The sequence below is a fragment of the Paraburkholderia sp. 35.1 genome, from assembly GCF_050436525.1.
Lineage (GTDB): Bacteria > Pseudomonadota > Gammaproteobacteria > Burkholderiales > Burkholderiaceae > Paraburkholderia > Paraburkholderia tuberum.
This window is the reverse complement of sequence record NZ_JBNDMJ010000002.1, coordinates 938,613-956,338: the sequence shown is the minus strand read 5'-3', so window position 1 is coordinate 956,338 and position 17,726 is coordinate 938,613. Positions and strand designations below refer to the sequence as shown.

Here is a 17,726-nt window from a genome sequence, read left to right as displayed (position 1 = left end):
GCGCTGATCCGCGCCAGTCAGCGCTTTACTTGCGCTTCAATTGCGAAATATCGCGCACCGCGCCGCGATCGGCCGAGGTCGCGAGCGCCGCGTACGCCTGCAATGCCTGCGACACGACACGCTCGCGATCGGTCGGCTGCCATGCGTCGTCGCCGCGCGCTTCCATCGCCGCGCGACGGCGTGCGAGCTCTTCATTCGACACCGCGAGATGCATCTTGCGCTGCGGAATGTCGATCTCGATCACGTCGCCGTCTTCGACCAGACCGATCGTGCCGCCTTCCGCCGCTTCCGGCGACGCATGGCCGATCACGAGGCCCGACGAGCCGCCCGAGAAACGGCCATCGGTGAACAGCGCACAGCTCTTGCCGAGGCCCTTCGACTTCAGATACGAAGTCGGGTACAGCATTTCCTGCATGCCCGGACCGCCCTTCGGACCTTCATAGCGAATCACCACGATGTCGCCCGGCACGACCTTGTCACCGAGAATCGCGTCGACCGCGTCGTCCTGGCTTTCGAACACGCGCGCGCGACCCGAGAACAGCCACTGCGATTCGTCGACACCCGCGGTCTTCACGATACAGCCCTTCTCCGCGAGATTGCCGTACAGCACCGCGAGGCCGCCGTCCTTCGAGTACGCGTTTTCCTTGCTGCGGATACAGCCGCTCTTGCGGTCCGTGTCGAGCGTCGCGTAGGTCGCTTCCTGGCTGAAGGCGACCGTGGTCGGAATGCCGCCCGGCGCCGCGCGGAAGAATTTCTGCGCTTCCTCGCCCGCGTCGCCGGCGATGTCCCACTTCGCGATCGCGTTGCCGAGGGTGCCGCTATGCACGTTGCCGCACGACAGATCGAGCAGCTCCGCGCGCGCGAGTTCACCGAGAATACCGATGATGCCGCCCGCGCGATGCACGTCCTCGATGTGGTACTTGTCGGTCATGGGCGCGGCCTTGCACAGGCACGGCACCTTGCGCGAGATACGGTCGATGTCAGACATCGTGAAATCGACGCCCGCTTCCTGCGCGGCGGCCAGCAGGTGCAGCACGGTGTTGGTCGAGCCGCCCATCGCGACGTCGAGCGTCATCGCGTTTTCGAACGCCTGCTTGGTGGCGATGCTGCGGGGCAGGACCGAGGCGTCCTCTTCCTGATAGTAGCGGCGGCACAGATCGACGACCAGGCTGCCCGCCTGCTCGAACAGGCCCTTGCGCCATGCGTGCGTCGCGACGATGGTGCCGTTGCCCGGCAACGCGAGGCCGATCGCCTCGGTCAGGCAGTTCATCGAGTTCGCGGTGAACATGCCCGAGCACGAACCGCAGGTCGGGCACGCGCTGCGCTCGACTTCGGCGACTTCGGCGTCGCTGATCTTCGGATCGGCGGCCTTGATCATCGCGTCGATCAGGTCGATCTTCGCGATCACCTGGCCGTCGGTCGGCGACTTGATCTTGCCCGCTTCCATCGGACCGCCCGACACGAACACGACCGGAATGTTCAGGCGCATCGCGGCCATCAGCATGCCCGGGGTGATCTTGTCGCAGTTCGAGATGCAGACCATCGCGTCCGCGCAGTGCGCGTTGACCATGTACTCGACCGAGTCCGCGATCAGTTCGCGCGACGGCAGCGAATACAGCATGCCGCCGTGGCCCATCGCGATGCCGTCGTCGACGGCGATCGTGTTGAATTCCTTCGCCACGCCGCCGGCCGCTTCGATCTGCTTCGCGACCAGCGCGCCCAGGTCGCGCAGATGCACGTGGCCCGGCACGAACTGCGTGAACGAATTCACGACCGCGATGATCGGCTTGCCGAAATCGTCGTCCTTCATGCCGGTGGCGCGCCACAGCGCGCGGGCGCCGGCCATGTTGCGGCCATGAGTCGAAGTGCGTGAGCGATAGTTAGGCATCTGTATCCTCAGGTATTGCTGTTATCGGTTTTGATGAGCGCCCGCGCGGGCGGGGATCGCAGCGCGGACTTTGCGCTGGGAACGAATAGTGCAAGAACGCCAGTAAGACGTCCAATATATTTTTTCTGCGTAATTAGGTCGAGGAAAGTATTAAACGATGCCGCCACCGCTCAGCCGATTTCACCTTTTCTTGACATTGCCCGCGCTCACCGCGAATAATGCAGCGTTCGTTTAACGAAACTGTGTTCACCATAAGAACACCGAAACGGAAACAGAGGTCTTTTCGAGCGCAACACCGGGTTCGAGGCCAGGCGCGCCCAAGCCTGGGCCCACCCTCCTGGATTCGCGCCAATCTGTCCGCTGTGATCAAGATCAGGTAAGGCAAGTTTGCCGCCAATACGCGCCAGCACCCCGCGCCGGCGCGCCGTACCCGCCCCTCCGCCCAGCACAGGGCCGGGCACTACACAGAGTCACACACATGAAGCGAGACACTCCCTCCCACGCCGCCGGCCGACCGGCCGCTTCGCGCGGCATCGTCGAAGGGCTGGTTTATGTTTTCGAGCAGGTCATGCCCGACCCGTTCGTACTGTCGATCTGCCTGACGTTCTTCGTCGCCGTGCTGGCGATGCTGATCGCACCGAACGGCACATTGCCGACGCTGCTCGACTCCTGGTACACCGGCACGTTCGGCATTCTGGGCTTCGCGCTGCAGATGATCCTGATCCTCGCGACCGGCTACGCGATCGCGGAAGCGCCGATCGTGCAACGCGGTCTGCGCGCGCTCGCCTCGCATGCGAACTCGCCGACGCGTGCCGCGCTGCTCGTGTTTCCGGTCGTCGCGGTTGCCGCGTGGCTCAATTGGGGGCTCGGGCTCATCGTCGGCGCGTTGCTGTCGCGGGAAATCGCGCGGCGCGTCGACGTCGACTTCGCATGGCTCGTCGCGGGCAGCTATTCGGCCTGGTCGATCTGCAACAGCGGGCTGTCAAGTTCGATCGCGCTATCGCAGGCATCGCACGGCAATGCGCTGAATCTCGTCGAGAAAGCGACCGGCCACGTGGTGCCGCTCAGCGAAACCATCTTCGCGCCGTTCGTGTTCATTCCGACCGTGCTGGTCGTCGTCGTGATGACCGCGATCTTCATCAAGATGCATCCGAAGGCGGAGAACGTCGTCGCGTTTCGTCAGAGCGGCGAAGCAGCCGCCGACGCGCCGAGCGACGACCCGCATGCCCGCGCGAGCAGCGAGACATCGCTCGCGGCGCGCCTCGAACAGTCGATGCTCGGCACACTGCTGATGCTCGCGCTCGGCATCGGCTATCTGGCGCTGACGTGGCACAAGGAAGGATTCGATCTCGACATCAACAACACGATCCTGATCTTCCTGATGATCGGTCTCGCGCTGCAACGCACGCCGATCGCGTACGCGAATTCGATTCGCCGCGCCGCGCGTCAGACCGGCTCGATGCTGCTGCAATATCCGATGTACGGCGGGATCATGGGCATCATGAAGGGCACGGGTCTCGCGTCGATGATCGCGAAAGCGTTCGTGACGATCGCGTCACCGGTCACGCTGCCGCTGTGGAGCTATCTGAGCTCGCTGATCATCACGCTGCTGGTGCCGAGCGCCGGTGGCCACTGGGCGGTGCAGGGTCCGTTCGTGCTGCCCGCGGCGCTCAGCCTGCATGCGTCGGTGCCGCGCACCGCAATGGGCGTCGCGATGGCCGAGAATGTATCGAACATGCTGCAGCCGTTCTGGGCCGTCCCGATCGTCGCGATCGCGGGTATCCGGATTCAGCGCGTCATGGGCTATACGGCGGTGACGTTCGCGGTGTCGCTGGTGATTTACGCGGTGGCGTTGTGGCTCGTGCCGTAACCACAATGACCTGAGATCGAACGATCTCGCTACCGTCAAAACAAAGGGCCGATGAAGCAATGCTTGATCGGCCCCTTGTGCTTTCGCGGCGTACCGCTCGCGGTTACATCTTGACGACGTCCAGCAGCGTCTTTTTGCCGTCCTTGTAGTCGTACAGCGAGATCACGCCGTGCTGAAGGTCGCCCTTCGCGTCGAACGTCGCGATTGGAGCCGCGTCAATTGGCGGTCGTTTCGTCGCTCGATTCAGCGGGATTTTGCGGGTTTGATTCGTTCAGGAAATCGTCAGCAAAAGTGACGAGATAAGCAGCAACTCTGCGAATCACGGCTTGAAATCGGCCAGCATCACACCGTCGCGGATATGCGCGAGAGCGGCCGCCACGTAGTCGACGACCGGTGCCGGTGGATGGTCCGGCTTCGCCCACACGAAGCCCGAGCACTTGTGCGGCTCCATGTTCGCCAGTTCGCCCTGCCATGAACGGCACACGAGAAAGAAGCTGATGCGGTTCGTGTCCGAGTCGCGCCGCATCACGAGTTTGAATTCGAGCGCGCCGGGCGCGATCGTCACACCGGCTTCTTCTTTCGATTCTCGAATCGCGCATGCCTCGATCGATTCGCCCGGTTCGAGATGGCCGGCAATCAACGCGTACTGGCCGTCCCTGAAACCGGTATTCGCGCGCTGGATGAAAAGGCACTCGCCCTGCCCATTCAGGAACAGCACGTTCACATCGACGATGCTTTGCATTCGGCTCATTTTCTTGCCGGCATCATGACGGACTAGCCGCGTTGCGCGGTCAGCAGCTTGATGCCGAGCGCGACGAAGACGAGCCCGCTGCCGCGTTTGATGGCCGCGACCCAACGGCTGGCTCCGACGCGCGTATGGATACCGCGCACGCCGAGCGAATAAATGGTGTGCACGAGCGCGACGGTGACCGCGATCGTCAGATACATCACGATGAACTGCTCCGACAGGCCGCGCTCGTGGTCGATGAATTGCGGCATGAACGCCGATAGAAAGATCATCGTCTTCGGATTGCTGCCCGACACGAGCAAGGCTTCGCGGAATACCTTCTTGCGCTCGAACGTATAAGCGGACGATGCGACGCCCGCCGGCTGCGCGGCCCGCGATGCCTCTTTGTTGCCGCCGCGCAGTTGCCTGATGCCGAGATACACCAAATAACCCGCGCCGAGCACTTTCATCGCGACGAAGAGCGGTGGCAGCGTCGTCAATACCGCGCCGACACCTAGCGCCACGAGGACGACGACGACTCCTTGCGCGAGCAGATTACCGGCGACGCTCGCCGCCGCGCCGCGGTTTCCATAGCGGACCGAATTGCGGATCACGAGCAGAACGTTCGGTCCCGGCGAAATGGTGGTGAGCAGATAGGCACCGGCGAAAAGCAACCAGGTATGGAAGGACATGGCAGGCCCAGCGGTTCGTTGTGGTTGAATACCAATACATCGGACATCATCATGCCACGGAAAAAATCGCTGCCGCGTCGCGCGCCGCCTCAACGCTTCAGCCCGTCACCAGTTGCAGCGGCGTCTCGATCACCTTCGACAACTCGCGCTGCTTGCGCCGCTCGGTCACCGCCTTCAACGCGAAGTCGATGCCGAACACGGTCTGGCGGCCGGCGAACTGGTTCATCGTCGCGAGCACGCGGCCGTCGGCGAGTAGCGGCTTGATCGCATCGATCGCGTCGTAGCCGGTGACATAGACGCCGCCGCCGCGACCCGCGTCGCGAATCGCGTCGACCGCGCCCATCGCCATGTTGTCGTTGCCGCATAACAGCGCGCGCAACTGCGGATGCTCGGCCAGCATTTTCGTGGCCACGTCGCGGGCCTTGCCGTACTCCCAGTCACCCGACTCGACCGCGACGACCTGCACGCTCGCGGCATCCATCGCATCGCGGCTGCCGGCCGTGCGCTGCTGCGCATTGCTGCTCACCGAAATGCCTTCGATGATGCCAACCTGATCGCCGGGCTTCAGCCGCGTGGCCAGATATTGGCCGACCTGCTTCGCGCCGTTGCGATTGTTCGGCCCGACGAACGGCACCGAGATGCCGGCGGCCGCTTGCGCCGCATCGTCGAGGGGGTTGTCGATCGTGATCGTGATGATGCCGGCCTTGATCGCGCGCGCGATCACCGGGACCAGCGCCTTCGAGTCGGTCGGCGCGATCACGATCGCGTTCACCTTCGCCCTGATCGCCTCGTCGACCATGCGGATCTGCGCAGCGGTGTCGGTCTGTTTGGCCGTGCCGCGAATCGTCAGGCAGAATTGCGACGAGAAGTGGTCCTGGTAATTGCGCGCAGCGTCGACCATCGCGACCGTGAACGGGTCGGACATCGATTTGAGTACGAGCGCGATCTTCGGCTTCGTGCCGGGCAGCACGTCGGCGCCGGCATCGTCCGCGAACAGCGCGATGCCAGTGAGACCGGTTGCGGCCAGCGCGCCCGCGAGCAGCACGCGGCGGCGCATGTTCTGCGTCATGGCTTGACTCCTTCGCGGAGGTGCCGGTTGCGGACGTGCCGGTTGCGGACGGGCCGATCGAACGACGCGACGCTGGCGGCAATTTCGTCGAAGAGCGGCCGGCTGTCGATATCTTCGCTCAGACAACGCGTCTTCAAGGCGGCGAGTTGCGCGTCGAGTCCACCGGATACCTCGCAACGCTCGAGCAGTTCTTCGAGCAGACAGCCGTACGCCCTCACTTCGAGCCGCTGCAACGCGATAGCGAGCTCGCGATCGCCGGCGTCAAAAAACGACGCCGCCCCGAAATCGCCGAGCAGCGCGCGCCCCGCGCCGCCGTGCAGGATATTGTGCGCGTACAGATCGCCATGCATCACGCCGCCCCGATGCAGATGACTCGCGACCTTCGCGATGCCGCTCGCGATACCGAGCACCGTCGCAAGGTCGAAGCGCGCGTCGTCGCGATAGATGTCGCGCGTACACGATGCGAGGCTCGGCGGGCCGGCGAGATTGGCGAAGCGCGTATCGATCAATCCCATCACGAGGCCATGCGTATCCGACGGATGCCCGATCACCTTGCCGAGCACGGGGATCAGGTTCGCATGTTCGCCGCCGCGAATGCAAGCAGCCATCTCGCAGTCGGGCAAACCGTCGCTCGTCACCGCGCCCTTGAACAGCTTGACGGCGACCGCACGCGGCGCGGGCTCGTTGTCCGCGTGCAGCGCCGCGCGATAGATGACGCCCGATGCGCCCTCGCCCAACGGCAGTTCGAGCTGCAACGCATCCCAACGAATGCCGCTGATCGGTGTGTCGATGAGCGCCGCCTGTTCGAGCGCCGCGTTGAACGGATTGCCCGCATACGCGAGCCACGCAAGCCGCGGCAGACCCAGCAACCAACGCGGCAATGCATCGAAACGATTCGCCGCGAGCCGCAGCAGTTCGAGCCGCGTGCATGCGGCCAACTCCTCGGGCAGCGCGCGCAGCCGGTTGCCGGCAAGCATCAGCTTCTGCAGTTGCGTGCAGCGGCCGAGCTCCGCGGGCAAGCGTTCGAGATCGTTGTCGGTCAGAATCAGCCAACGCAGCAGCGGCGGCAGCGCGCGCGCCGGCACCTCGCGGATGCGATTCGACTTGAAGCCGATCATGCTCAGTTGCGCGCATTCGCCGAGCACGCCGGGCAATTCGGTGAACGGGTTGTTGGACGCGAACAGGATGCGCAGTTTGCGCAGACGCGGCAGATCGTCCGGCAGCGTCGTCAATGCGTTGTTCGACAGGTCGAGCACTTCGAGCGTATCGGCGAGATCGAAAATCTCGCGCGGAAATTCGCTCAGGCCGCACGCGAGTTTGAGTTCGCGCGCACCCGCCAGTCGCCCGGCCCGCAGTTGTTCTAAAGTCGTGGTCACAGTCGTGGGAAAGAAGATCGGGTAGCGCCCGCAGCGCGTCGTACCGAAGCTGTCGATTTTACTGAGTCGAAGGTCATCTGGGGTTCTCTGCGGTACAGTGATGCGAGCGTCGCGGGGGTCACGGCCGTCGCGGCCATGTCGAATGCGAATGAGACAGCAATATCTGGAGCGCGTTCGCGCCACGCAAGCGACACACTATCGGATAACGGCGCAGCCTTCATGCAGTTTTGCGCGTCCGGTCGTCGAAACGCCGCCGCCTCGCAAGTCCTTGCGCCGCCACCCTGTCAGGAGCCTGAGAAAGTGACGTATGCATACAAGTTGATCGATTCGCCGGTCGGTCAGTTGAAGCTCGTGGCGAAAGGCGAATGCCTCGCCGCGATTCTGTGGGAGCACGACAAGCCTGACCGCGTGCGACTCGGCGAGATGAGCGAAGCGAACGAGCTAGCGGTGCTCGTCGAGACCGCGCGGCAATTGCACGAGTACTTCGCGGGCACGCGCCAGGCCTTCGATCTGCCGCTCGACTTTCACGGCACCGAGTTCCAGAAGCAGGTCTGGCGCGCGCTGCTGACCATTCCGTTCGGCCAGACGCGCAGCTACTCGGAGATCGCGCAGCAGATCGGCAACGTCAATGCGGTGCGCGCGGTGGGCGCGGCAAACGGCCGGAATCCGATCTCGATCGTCGCGCCGTGTCATCGCGTGATCGGCGCGTCGGGCGAGCTGACGGGATTCGCCGGCGGCCTCGCCAACAAGATGCTGCTGCTTTCGCTGGAGGCGGGGCAGACCTCGCTCGAAGCAGCGGCGGACCACGCGCAAAGGCGGGCGCCTGAGCGGGGAGCGGCGCAAGCGGTCAAGGACGATGCGCCCGCGAAACCGGCGCATCGTCAGCCGAGCCGGGGAACGCAGGGTTCGCTGTTCGGTAGCTAAAGCAGCGCACACACCCGGCACGATGCGCCACCCACCGGCTGTAATCGCCGATGCTTCGTCCGCGATCAGCACCATCGCCCGCGCATGCAACACCTATCCTTAAGATGCCCTTTGGGGTATCGAACAGGAGGATGACATGCGCATGCTTCTCAACATACAAATACCGAACGAACCGTTCAGCACACTCGTGCGCGAAGGCCGAATCGGCGACCTGATGAGAAAGATCCTCGAGGACATGAAACCGGAAGCCATCTACTTCACCGAGCAGCAGGGCAAACGCGGCGCGGTGGCGGTCGTCGAGGTCGCCGATGCATCGGCGATCCCCGCGCTTGCCGAACCGTGGTTCCTGACGCTCGACGCCGACTGCGAGCTGCGCATCGCGATGCTGCCCGAGGATCTGATGAAAGCCGGGCTCGACGCGCTCGGCGACAAGTGGAAGTAGCGCGGCCCTCAGGAATGCCCAGCCGATAGCTGCAGCAGCATCGAAGCCGCGGCCGTCGCTGCGACCTGGCAGCCGAGCACGATATGCGCCTCGGCCGTGTCCTCGATAAAGTCGTGACTCACGCCGCCGATGCTCGGCACGAACATCATGCACGCCGGCATGCAACGCGCGATCACCTGCGCGTCGTGCGCGGCGCCGCTCGGCATGCGCAGCCACTGGCCCGGCGCGAGTGCTTCGGCGGCTCGCGCGATGTGCTCCGCGAGCGTAGCGTCCATGCTGACGGGTTCGATCGGCTCGTCGAGCGTCTGCAATTCGACGCTCACCGCGTCGTGCGCGTTGAAATCGCGCACCAGTTCCGCGAGCGCGCGTTCCATGGCCTGAAGCCGTGCCGGGTTCGCATCGCGGAATTGCAGGTACATGTCGGCCGCGCCGGGCACGACGCTCATCGAGCCCGGATCGAGATCGATGCGGCCCACGGTCCAGACGGTATCCGCGTCCGCCAGCTGCCCGAACGCGTCGTTCATCCGCGCGATGAACGCGACGAGCGCCGCGCCCGCGTCGCGGCGGATCGCCATTGGCGTCGTGCCCGCGTGGTTGCGCTGACCGGTGAAGCGCAGCCGCGATTCGCGCAACCCGACGATCGTCGTGACGACGCCGATCGCTTTGCCGATCGCTTCGAGACGTCCGCCCTGCTCGATATGCGGCTCCAGATACGCGACCTGGCGCCCTGCCTCGAAACGCGCACGCGGCCGGCCCGCCAGTCCAGCGGCCTCGAGTACGTCGGCGAGGCGTTCGCCCTGCCGATTCGTCGCGCCGCGAATCGAGTCGTCGACCGCCTCGCCGACGAAGCTGCGGCTGCCGAGCAGGCCCGAGAACGTGCCCTCCTCGTCGATCCACGACGCGACGTCGACGGCGAGGTGCCGCGTCGCGTCATGCTCCGCTAGCGCGCGGGCGATTTCGAGCCCGTACATCACGCCCATTGCGCCATCGAGCCAGCCGCCGGTCGGCTGCGTGTCGGTATGCGAGCCGATCACGAGCGCGGGACCGCTATTGCGCGAGCGTCCGAACACGGTGCCGACGCCGTCGATGCGCGCGTCGAGCCCCGCCTCCGTCATCCGGCCGACCAGCCATTCGCGTGCCGCCAGATCGACCGGCGACAGCGCGAGCCGGACCACGCCGGGACCGGTCGCGCCGAAACCGCGCAGCCGTTTGAGGTCGGCCATCAGCCGCTCAGGATCGATCTTCACCACGTTGTCATCTCCATGCATTGGTTGCGGATATACGCGTGAAGCCCACCCTCCGGCTCGAACAATCGATACAGCGTGGGCCGCGACAGCTGCGACATGGCCAGCACGCAGTCGACCGTCAGATCAGGTTGGCCGGGATTTGCGTCGATATAGCGGCGCGCTGCCGTGAACATCGCGGTGCGTGCCACCGCCCGCGCACTGCCGGTCAAGCCTGTTTCCTTGCCGAACGCCGCCGCCGTCAACAGCGCGCAGATGTGGAGCGCTTCCTGAGCCGCGGGCGCGTCCATCGTGGGCAACGTGCGGCACAGATCGGACGGCCGTATCGAGAAAGCGCCACGACCGCGGGCACTCTCACGAAGCGGACGAGCCGTCCGCTTCCGCCATTCACCAACTCATTTCCACAGCGTGCGGCCAAAGAACGTCAACGTACGATCCCACGCCTGTTGCGCCCAGACCGGGTCGTATTGCGTCCTCGCGATGCGGCCCGACCCGACCGCCGTTTCGTTCGCGAACGCGTGACGCGCCAGATAGCGATGAAACTCGACGTCGACTTTCGCGTCGGTGAGTTTCTTTTCGAGCGCGTCGACGGTGTCGGCGGCGAAGAACTCGTCCTGCAAACCCCAGTGGCCCATCACCGGAACCTTGATCTTCGACGCGTCGATATAGTCGAGCGGCGGGAAGCCATACCAGACGACGCCGGCCGCCACTTCAGGCACGTTGCACAGCGCGAGGAACGTCAGCGCGCCGCCCATGCAATAGCCGGTCAAGCCAACCTTCGCCGCGTGCTGCTGCAGATACTGGACCGCGCCGCGCACGTCCTGCGTTGCGGCATCGCCGAAATCGAGGCCGCTCATCAAGTGGTGCGCCTCATCCTCTTCGACCGTCGACTTGCCGCGATACAGATCGGGCACCAGCGCGAAGTAGCCGACTTTGGCGAGGCGATCGGCGACGCCGCGAATCTGGTCGTTCAAGCCCCACCATTCCTGGATCACGACGACCGCGGGCGCGCCCGCGGTTTTTTCAGGCTTCGCGAGATAGCCCTGTAGCTGCTTGCCGTCGGGACGGTTGAACGTGATCATCGAACCTGCGTGTTGGGTCATCGGTCGCTCCTCGAGTAGACGAAACCGCTAGCATAGCGCCGCTACCCCGTTTTCTGTTCAATCGGAATCGTGCCAACGCGCGAGCGTGATCCCGCGGAATCTGCGCGTTATGTGAAACGCGACGCAGAAATCAGGCCCGCGCGACATGTGATTTCGCGCACGCATTCAAGCGCTTTTATCCAATGGGTGAATGACTCGACTGAAAGCTTGACGTATTGCGATGCGCGCTAGAACCGCTCTATCACACCGAATTGGACGCCCGCGACCGGCGCGCCCGGATAGGCAACGGGCAGCCCGGTCACGTTGACGCCGCGCAGCGTGAAGCGCGAGTCGTCGTGATTCGCGAGATAGGCGGCGCTGAAATACAGCAGCAGCGTCGGCGACATGCTGTATTCGAATGCCGCGCTGAACTGGTCCGCGCTGCCGCCAGGCGTCGTGTAGTCGCGCACGTGCGCATAGCCGAGCGAGGCACGCGCATTGGTCGAAAAACTGTACTGCGCCGACAGCGAGCCGCCCGCGCCGTGATAGACCGGCGTGCCGCCATCGCCGTTGAAAAAGGACAGCCACACGCGCAGCTTGCCGAAGGCGTAGTTCGCGCCGCCGAGGTTCGCGCGCAGCGCGCCGGCACCGTGCGTCTGCTGGCGCGCGTACAGCAGATGCAGGTGGTCGAGCCGATACGACGCGCTCACGTAATAACCGTCGATGCCGTTGCCGTCGGCCTCGGACGGATCGCGCATCGCCATCATCAGCGTCGCACTGAAGCCGGCAATGCGCGGCGACAGATACGCAACCGCGTTGTTCGCATACGGCGTGATCTTTGACAGATTGTTGAGCCCCGAGGCGATCGTGCCGGCGCCGAACGCGTCGAGATCGCCCTTGAACGGAATATAGATCGGCGAATACTGACGGCCGACGCGCAGTTCGCCCCAGCTGCCGCTCGCGCCGATCCATGCCTGGCGATTGAAGATCGAGCCGGGCACCTGCACGCTGCCGTCGGTCGAGCTGAAGCCGTTTTCGAGCGTGAACACGATCGCGTTGCCGCCCCCGAGCGGCTGCGCGCCATGCAGCCCGACCCGCGAGCCGCGATACGCGCCGGAGTCCATGCGCGCGACCCAGCCCGAACCGGGGTCGGTGATTTCGACGCTCGTATCGATCACGCCATACAGCGAGACGAAGCCGGGGTTGATTCCTGAGGCGGCGCCGGTGCCGGTATCGATGTCGGTGTCGGTGACGGCGGCTGCGCCGTGCGCATAGAGCAGAAGCGCGCCACCTCCCCAAACCGCTCTCGCGCCGACGCTGATCGTCAAGGCTTCGCGGACTGTTTTCAGCAGGAAAGCCATGGCGCGACGCAGGATGAGTTCCTCCTCGAACACATCGATCGGATATTCCGCGAGCGAACGTACCACGTTCGGGCGAACCCGTGCGCACCGTCCAGTACGCTCGCGCACATCCCTACGATGCAAGCGCGCGCCAGCGTCCGCGACTGGAGGACGGCGATGCAGGAGTCGCCGCGGCCCGTGTGCGGCGCCGTGCCCCGGGGCACCACCTTTTTCCCGCGGCGTGTGGTATTTCGCGCGACGAATTCTTTTGACCAGGGGAAACCCGTATAATCCTCAAGACGTCAGACAACCTGCGTACAATCGCCGGCAGCCTGACCGCGATCCGCCGTGCAGCGTCCACCCCGAACCGCCTTCTGCCCGATCCGTGAATTCCACCGCCCCCGTCAGTTCCGCCGCCGCCGCCCCCGCCCTGCCGTTTCGCCACGCGCTTTACGCGATGCTCGGCATCGGCCTCGTCAACATGCTGGTCGCGCTCGACCAGACCGTCGTCAGCACCGCGCTGCCGTCGATCGTCGCCGAGCTGCACGGCTTCGAATATTTTGCGTGGATCGCAAGCGCGTACCTGCTCGCCTCGGTCGTCACAGTGCCGGTGTTCGGGCGGCTCGGCGACTACTTCGGCCGCAAGCGCTTCGTGATCGCCGCGGTGATCACGTTCACGGTCGCGTCCGTGTTGTGCGGCCTCGCCAACAGCATGCTGTTTCTCGCGATCGCGCGCGGACTGCAAGGCATTGGCGGCGGCATGATGGTCGGCACCGCGTTCGCGTCGATTCCCGATCTGTTCCCCGACCCGCGCACCCGCGTGCGCTGGCAGGTCGTGCTGGCCGCGGCCTACGGCATCGGCACGGCGGCCGGCCCGTCGCTCGGCGGCTGGATGAGCGAGCACCTCGGCTGGCGCTCGACGTTTCTCGTCAATCTGCCGGTGGGCGCGGCGGCGCTCTATTTCATCTGGATGCATCTGCCGAATTTCCGGCGGCCGCATGACGGCGAAGTAAAGATCGACTGGCTCGGCGCGGGGCTCGTCGCGGGCGTGCTCGGCGGCTTGCAGGCGTTTATCGAAGCGGTGCCGAAGCACGGCCTCACCGTGGGCAATCTCGTGCTCGGCGCGTGCGTGATCGCCGGCGCGATCGCACTCTTCAGGTGCGAAAAGCGCGCCACGCATCCGATCGTTCCGCTCGATCTGTTCAAGGACGCGCAGCTCGTCACGCTATTCACGCTCGGCATGCTGTCCGGGTTCGTGATGTTCTCGCTGATCTTCTTCGCGCCTTTGCTGCTGCAAGGCGGCTTCGGTCTTTCGCCGCAGCAGGCCGGCCTGCTCGCGACGCCGATCGCCGCGTGCATCGCGCTCGGTAGTATGGTGAACACGCGCATCGTGATTCACATGAAGAAGCCCACGCGCATTCTGACGATCGGTTTCGGGCTGCTGATGTTCGCGTCGATCGCGCTCGCGTTCGCCAATCCGGACACGCCGCACTGGCGCATCGTGCTGCCGATGGGCGCGGTCGGCATCGGCCTCGGCTTCATCCTGAACAACCTGAACGTGTTCGGCCAGGAGATCGCCGGACGCGAGCGCTTCGGCATCACGACCGCGCTATTGCAATCGACGCGCATGGTCGGCGGCATGCTCGGCACCAGCATCGTCGCGACTGTCGTGCAGCATCACTATCGCAACGTCGTCACGCGCACGATGAGCGTGCTCGGAGAGCCGGCCTCATCGCAATGGCGGCCGCGTTTCGTCGATCTGCGCATCCTGATCGACGAAGCGTCGCGCACACAGCTGATTGCGGATATGAAGAAGTCGGGACTCGATACGCTCGCGCTGATCGATAGCGCACGCGACGCGCTCGTGCAGTCGATTCATATCGGTGTGTGGCTGACGGCGGTGGCATCGCTCGCGGCCGCGCTGCTGGTGCAGCGGATTTCGCATGTGGTGTTTCGCAAGAGCTGACAAGTGGCCCGATGATGGCCGCCGACATCCGCGGTGCGGCTATCTCGCACCGTGCAATGCAAAAGGAAACAAAAAAGCCTGGTGAACCGCATCTTTCGTGCAGCCCGCCAGGCTTTTTGATTGAGTTGAATCGTCCTTAACGCACGAGACACGGCCGCTTGTTGTCGAACTTCCAGTTCGGAATCAGATATTGCATGGCAATGCCGTCGTCGCGCGCGCCGAGGCCGTGCTGCTGATACAGCTCGTGCGCCTTCTCGAGCGCATCCATATCGAGTTCGATGCCAAGCCCCGACTTCTGCGGCACCTTGACCTTACCGCCGACGATCTGCAGCGGATCTTGCGTCAGGAACTGACCATCCTGCCAGATCCAGTGCGTATCGATCGCGGTGATCTTGCCCGGCGCCGCGGCCGCGACGTGCGTGAACATCGCGAGCGAAATGTCGAAGTGGTTGTTCGAATGCGAACCCCACGTGAGGCCCCAGTCGTTGCACATCTGCGCGACGCGCACCGAGCCCTGCATGGTCCAGAAATGCGGATCGGCGAGCGGAATATCGACCGATTGCAGCTGGATGGCGTGACCCATCTGACGCCAGTCGGTCGCGATCATGTTGGTCGCCGTCGGCAGGCCGGTTGCGCGACGGAACTCGGCCATCACTTCGCGGCCCGAATAGCCGTTCTCCGCGCCGCATGGATCTTCCGCGTAGGCGAGAACATCGTGCTTGTCACGGCACAGGCGCACCGCTTCCGCGAGCGACCATGCGCCGTTCGGGTCGAGCGTCACGCGCGCTTCGGGGAAGCGCTCGGCGAGTGCCGTGACCGCTTCGATCTCGGCGTCGCCTGGCAGCACGCCGCCCTTCAGCTTGAAGTCGTTGAAGCCATAGCGCGCCTTCGCGGCCTCGGCAAGACGCACGACCGTCTCCGGCGTCAGCGCTTCCTCGGTGCGCACGCGCTCCCAGTCGTCACGCGCGCCGGCGTTGTTCGCGTACGGCAGATCGGTCTTGTTGCGATCGCCGATATAGAACAGGTAGCCGAGCATTTCCACTTCGTCGCGCTGCTGGCCTTCGCCGAGCAGTGCCGCGACCGGCACGCCGAGATGCTGCCCCAGCAGGTCGAGCAGCGCGGCTTCGAGCGCGGTCACCGCGTGAATCGTCGTGCGCAGGTCGAAGGTCTGCAGGCCACGCCCCCCAGCGTCGCGATCGGCGAACTGCGTGCGCACCTGGTTCAGGATCGCCTGCAGATTGCCGATCGACTGACCGACCACGAACGGCCGCGCGTCGTCGATCGTCTTGCGGATGTTCTCGCCGCCCGGCACTTCGCCCACGCCGGTATGGCCCGCGCTGTCGCGCAGAATCACGATGTTGCGCGTGAAGAACGGACCATGCGCGCCGCTCAGATTCATCAGCATGCTGTCGCGACCGGCGACGGGCACAACGCGCAGTTCGGTGACGACCGGCGTGGTGTTCGATTCGGTAGGTTTGGTGGACATGGGAAAAGCACCTGTGTGATGAAGTAGGCCGGCCGGCGGAAGCCGCCGCGCGCTGCGTGCGTGTTCGACCGGACCGGATGAGAACTCGAATACAGAAAAATCGACGGCCGCATGCGAGCCGTCAGTGTAGTCAATGCGCGTTGCCGCGCAACGAATCGGGCAACGGCTCGCGATTGCCGGGCTTGTTGCGCGTCAGGAAGCCGGCCGCCGCCGCGAGCAGCGACGCGACGCCGAGACCGTACAACCCGCCCGTGATCGAGCCCGTGTGTTGCTGCAGATAGCCGAAGGTGGCCGGTGCGAAGAAGCCGCCGAGGTTGCCGAGCGAATTGATCAGCGCGAGCACGCCGGCGGCGACGCGCGCATCGAGGTAGCCCTGCGGAATCGGCCAGAACAGCGACGACGCCGCCTTGAAGCCGATCGCCGAGAAGCAGATCGCGACGAACGAGAACACCGGGTTGCCCGACGTCGACGCGAACAGACCGACCGCCGCGATGACGAGCGCGACCGCGAGCCAGCCCTGCTGATGACGCCACTTCGCCGATACGACCGCGAAGCCGTACATCGCGACCATCGAGATCAGCCACGGAATCGCGTTGAACATGCCGACCTCGAAGTCGGACAGGCCGCCCATCTTGCGGATGATGGTCGGCAGCCAGAAAGTGGCCGCGTAGATGGTCAGTTGGATCGCGAAGTACAGGAAGCAGAACAGCGCGATTTGCGGGTCCTTCAGCAGCTTCACCGTCGGCAGATGCGCGCCGCCTTGCGCTTCGCGCTCGCCCTGTTCGGCCGCGATCGATTGTTCGAGCAGACGCTGTTCTTCGGCCGTGAGCCAATGCGCGTCGCGGATGCGCGACTTCAACAGCAACCAGCTCACGACGCACAGCGCGATCGAGAACGCGCCTTCGATCAGGAACATCCACTGCCAGCCTTGCAGGCCGAAGCCGCGAATCGACAGCAGCGAGCCGGTGATGGGACCGGACAGCACCGACGCGAGCGCCGAGCCCGACAGAAAGATCGCCATCGCCTTGCCGCGTTCCTTTTGCGGCAGCCACTGGGTGAAGTAAAAGACGACGCCGGGAAAGAAGCCCGCCTCGGCGACGCCGAGCAGGAACCGCAGCACGTAAAACGACGTGTCGTTCCAGACGAACGCCATCGCGCCCGCCACCAGCCCCCACGTGCCCATGATGCGCGTGAGCCAGGCGCGCGCGCCGAACTTCTGCATCAGCACGTTCGACGGCACTTCGAACAGCGCGTAGCCGATGAAGAACAGCCCGCTGCCGAGCCCGTAGGCGGCCGCGCCGATGCCGAGATCGGCCTTCATGTGCGCGTTGACGAAGCCGATGTTCACGCGGTCGATATAGTTCGCGATGAACATGATCAGGAAAAGCGGCAACACGTTGCGCTTCACCTTCGCGACCGCCGATTCCAGCGGGTCGAGCGCGGTGGTCAGAACTGATGTCAAGTTGTGTCTCCCTGTCGGCCACGAGGCCTGGTGGAACGCAGCGCGGCGCACCCGATGGGTGCAAGACCCTGCTCTACGCCTGATATGTTGTCTGACGACAGTCTACCGCGTTACTTTTGTCAAATCCAATGGGGTGTTTACCCTGTGTTTCCCGAGGG

Annotated in this window: 15 protein-coding genes and 1 pseudogene; 4 read left to right on the top strand and 12 right to left on the bottom strand. The window is 64.6% G+C overall.

The annotated features are described in order from the left end of the window. Positions 1-25: 25 nt before the first annotated feature. Positions 26-1,888: a dihydroxy-acid dehydratase gene (ilvD, locus tag OKW27_RS10270; protein ID WP_429333399.1), complete on the bottom strand. Its 1,863-nt coding sequence runs from the start codon at positions 1,886-1,888 to the stop codon at positions 26-28. 478 nt (positions 1,889-2,366) lie between these two features. Here ilvD and OKW27_RS10265 point away from each other — a divergent pair, with 478 nt between their 5' ends. Continuing rightward, entirely contained in the window at positions 2,367-3,758 is a 1,392-nt protein-coding gene (locus tag OKW27_RS10265) for a short-chain fatty acid transporter (protein ID WP_429333398.1), read from the top strand. Between the two features lie 103 nt (positions 3,759-3,861). Here the strand turns inward: OKW27_RS10265 and OKW27_RS10260 are convergent. The 5 genes and pseudogenes from OKW27_RS10260 to OKW27_RS10240 all read right to left on the bottom strand — a co-directional run. Next, positions 3,862-3,957 (bottom strand): annotated as a pseudogene (locus OKW27_RS10260) (ABC transporter substrate-binding protein); the annotation flags it as partial. Between the two features lie 120 nt (positions 3,958-4,077). Continuing rightward, positions 4,078-4,509, bottom strand: a complete 432-nt coding sequence (locus OKW27_RS10255; RefSeq protein ID WP_090807459.1) for an NUDIX hydrolase — start codon at positions 4,507-4,509, stop codon at positions 4,078-4,080. A 23-nt stretch (positions 4,510-4,532) separates the two neighbouring features. After that, positions 4,533-5,177, bottom strand: a complete 645-nt coding sequence (locus tag OKW27_RS10250; RefSeq protein WP_429333397.1) for a LysE family translocator — start codon at positions 5,175-5,177, stop codon at positions 4,533-4,535. A gap of 97 nt (positions 5,178-5,274) precedes the next feature. Beyond that, a complete protein-coding gene (locus tag OKW27_RS10245; protein ID WP_429333396.1) occupies positions 5,275-6,246 on the bottom strand; it encodes a substrate-binding domain-containing protein in 972 nt (323 codons plus the stop codon). Continuing rightward, entirely contained in the window at positions 6,243-7,622 is a 1,380-nt protein-coding gene (locus OKW27_RS10240; RefSeq protein WP_429333395.1) for a leucine-rich repeat-containing protein kinase family protein, read from the bottom strand. The genes OKW27_RS10245 and OKW27_RS10240 overlap by 4 nt, the downstream gene beginning before the upstream one ends. A gap of 300 nt (positions 7,623-7,922) precedes the next feature. Between OKW27_RS10240 and OKW27_RS10235 the strand changes: the two genes are divergently transcribed. Further along, positions 7,923-8,546 (top strand): methylated-DNA--[protein]-cysteine S-methyltransferase, encoded by a 624-nt coding sequence (locus OKW27_RS10235; protein WP_090807467.1) that lies wholly within the window; start codon positions 7,923-7,925, stop codon positions 8,544-8,546. A gap of 136 nt (positions 8,547-8,682) precedes the next feature. After that, on the top strand, positions 8,683-8,988 hold the full coding sequence (locus OKW27_RS10230) for a panthothenate synthetase (RefSeq protein WP_090807469.1): 306 nt from the start codon (positions 8,683-8,685) through the stop codon (positions 8,986-8,988). Between the two features lie 8 nt (positions 8,989-8,996). Here the strand turns inward: OKW27_RS10230 and OKW27_RS10225 are convergent, their stop codons facing one another. The 4 genes from OKW27_RS10225 to OKW27_RS10210 form a co-directional block, all read right to left on the bottom strand. Beyond that, the gene (locus tag OKW27_RS10225; RefSeq protein ID WP_429333394.1) at positions 8,997-10,238 is read right to left on the bottom strand and encodes a Zn-dependent hydrolase; all 1,242 of its coding nucleotides are present in this window, start codon (positions 10,236-10,238) and stop codon (positions 8,997-8,999) included. Further along, the gene (locus tag OKW27_RS10220) at positions 10,232-10,522 is read right to left on the bottom strand and encodes a hypothetical protein (RefSeq protein WP_429333393.1); all 291 of its coding nucleotides are present in this window, start codon (positions 10,520-10,522) and stop codon (positions 10,232-10,234) included. The genes OKW27_RS10225 and OKW27_RS10220 overlap by 7 nt, the downstream gene beginning before the upstream one ends. A gap of 105 nt (positions 10,523-10,627) precedes the next feature. Beyond that, positions 10,628-11,335 carry a dienelactone hydrolase family protein gene (locus OKW27_RS10215; RefSeq protein ID WP_429333392.1) on the bottom strand — a complete coding sequence of 236 codons (708 nt, stop codon included), beginning with the start codon at positions 11,333-11,335 and terminating at the stop codon, positions 10,628-10,630. 227 nt (positions 11,336-11,562) lie between these two features. Next, positions 11,563-12,741 carry a porin gene (locus OKW27_RS10210; protein ID WP_429333391.1) on the bottom strand — a complete coding sequence of 393 codons (1,179 nt, stop codon included), beginning with the start codon at positions 12,739-12,741 and terminating at the stop codon, positions 11,563-11,565. Positions 12,742-13,111: 370 nt separating this feature from the next. Between OKW27_RS10210 and OKW27_RS10205 the strand changes: the two genes are divergently transcribed. Further along, the gene (locus tag OKW27_RS10205; protein WP_429334576.1) at positions 13,112-14,620 is read left to right on the top strand and encodes an MFS transporter; all 1,509 of its coding nucleotides are present in this window, start codon (positions 13,112-13,114) and stop codon (positions 14,618-14,620) included. A gap of 136 nt (positions 14,621-14,756) precedes the next feature. Here OKW27_RS10205 and gudD read toward each other — a convergent pair whose 3' ends face one another. Beyond that, on the bottom strand, positions 14,757-16,106 hold the full coding sequence (gudD, locus tag OKW27_RS10200) for a glucarate dehydratase (RefSeq protein ID WP_429333390.1): 1,350 nt from the start codon (positions 16,104-16,106) through the stop codon (positions 14,757-14,759). A 130-nt stretch (positions 16,107-16,236) separates the two neighbouring features. Further along, complete coding sequence (locus OKW27_RS10195; RefSeq protein ID WP_429333389.1) at positions 16,237-17,568, bottom strand: MFS transporter; 1,332 nt, start codon at positions 17,566-17,568, stop codon at positions 16,237-16,239. Positions 17,569-17,726: the final 158 nt, after the last annotated feature.

What these genes read in the sequence shown, in the direction of transcription:
- ilvD (WP_429333399.1), bottom strand. Translation starts at nt 1,888, where the DNA reads ATGCCTAACTATCGCTCACGCACTTCGACTCATGGCCGCAACATGGCC.
- OKW27_RS10265 (WP_429333398.1), top strand. Translation starts at nt 2,367, where the DNA reads ATGAAGCGAGACACTCCCTCCCACGCCGCCGGCCGACCGGCCGCTTCG.
- OKW27_RS10255 (WP_090807459.1), bottom strand. Translation starts at nt 4,509, where the DNA reads ATGAGCCGAATGCAAAGCATCGTCGATGTGAACGTGCTGTTCCTGAAT.
- OKW27_RS10250 (WP_429333397.1), bottom strand. Translation starts at nt 5,177, where the DNA reads ATGTCCTTCCATACCTGGTTGCTTTTCGCCGGTGCCTATCTGCTCACC.
- OKW27_RS10245 (WP_429333396.1), bottom strand. Translation starts at nt 6,246, where the DNA reads ATGACGCAGAACATGCGCCGCCGCGTGCTGCTCGCGGGCGCGCTGGCC.
- OKW27_RS10230 (WP_090807469.1), top strand. Translation starts at nt 8,683, where the DNA reads ATGCGCATGCTTCTCAACATACAAATACCGAACGAACCGTTCAGCACA.
- OKW27_RS10220 (WP_429333393.1), bottom strand. Translation starts at nt 10,522, where the DNA reads ATGGACGCGCCCGCGGCTCAGGAAGCGCTCCACATCTGCGCGCTGTTG.
- OKW27_RS10215 (WP_429333392.1), bottom strand. Translation starts at nt 11,335, where the DNA reads ATGACCCAACACGCAGGTTCGATGATCACGTTCAACCGTCCCGACGGC.
- OKW27_RS10205 (WP_429334576.1), top strand. Translation starts at nt 13,112, where the DNA reads ATGCTCGGCATCGGCCTCGTCAACATGCTGGTCGCGCTCGACCAGACC.
- gudD (WP_429333390.1), bottom strand. Translation starts at nt 16,106, where the DNA reads ATGTCCACCAAACCTACCGAATCGAACACCACGCCGGTCGTCACCGAA.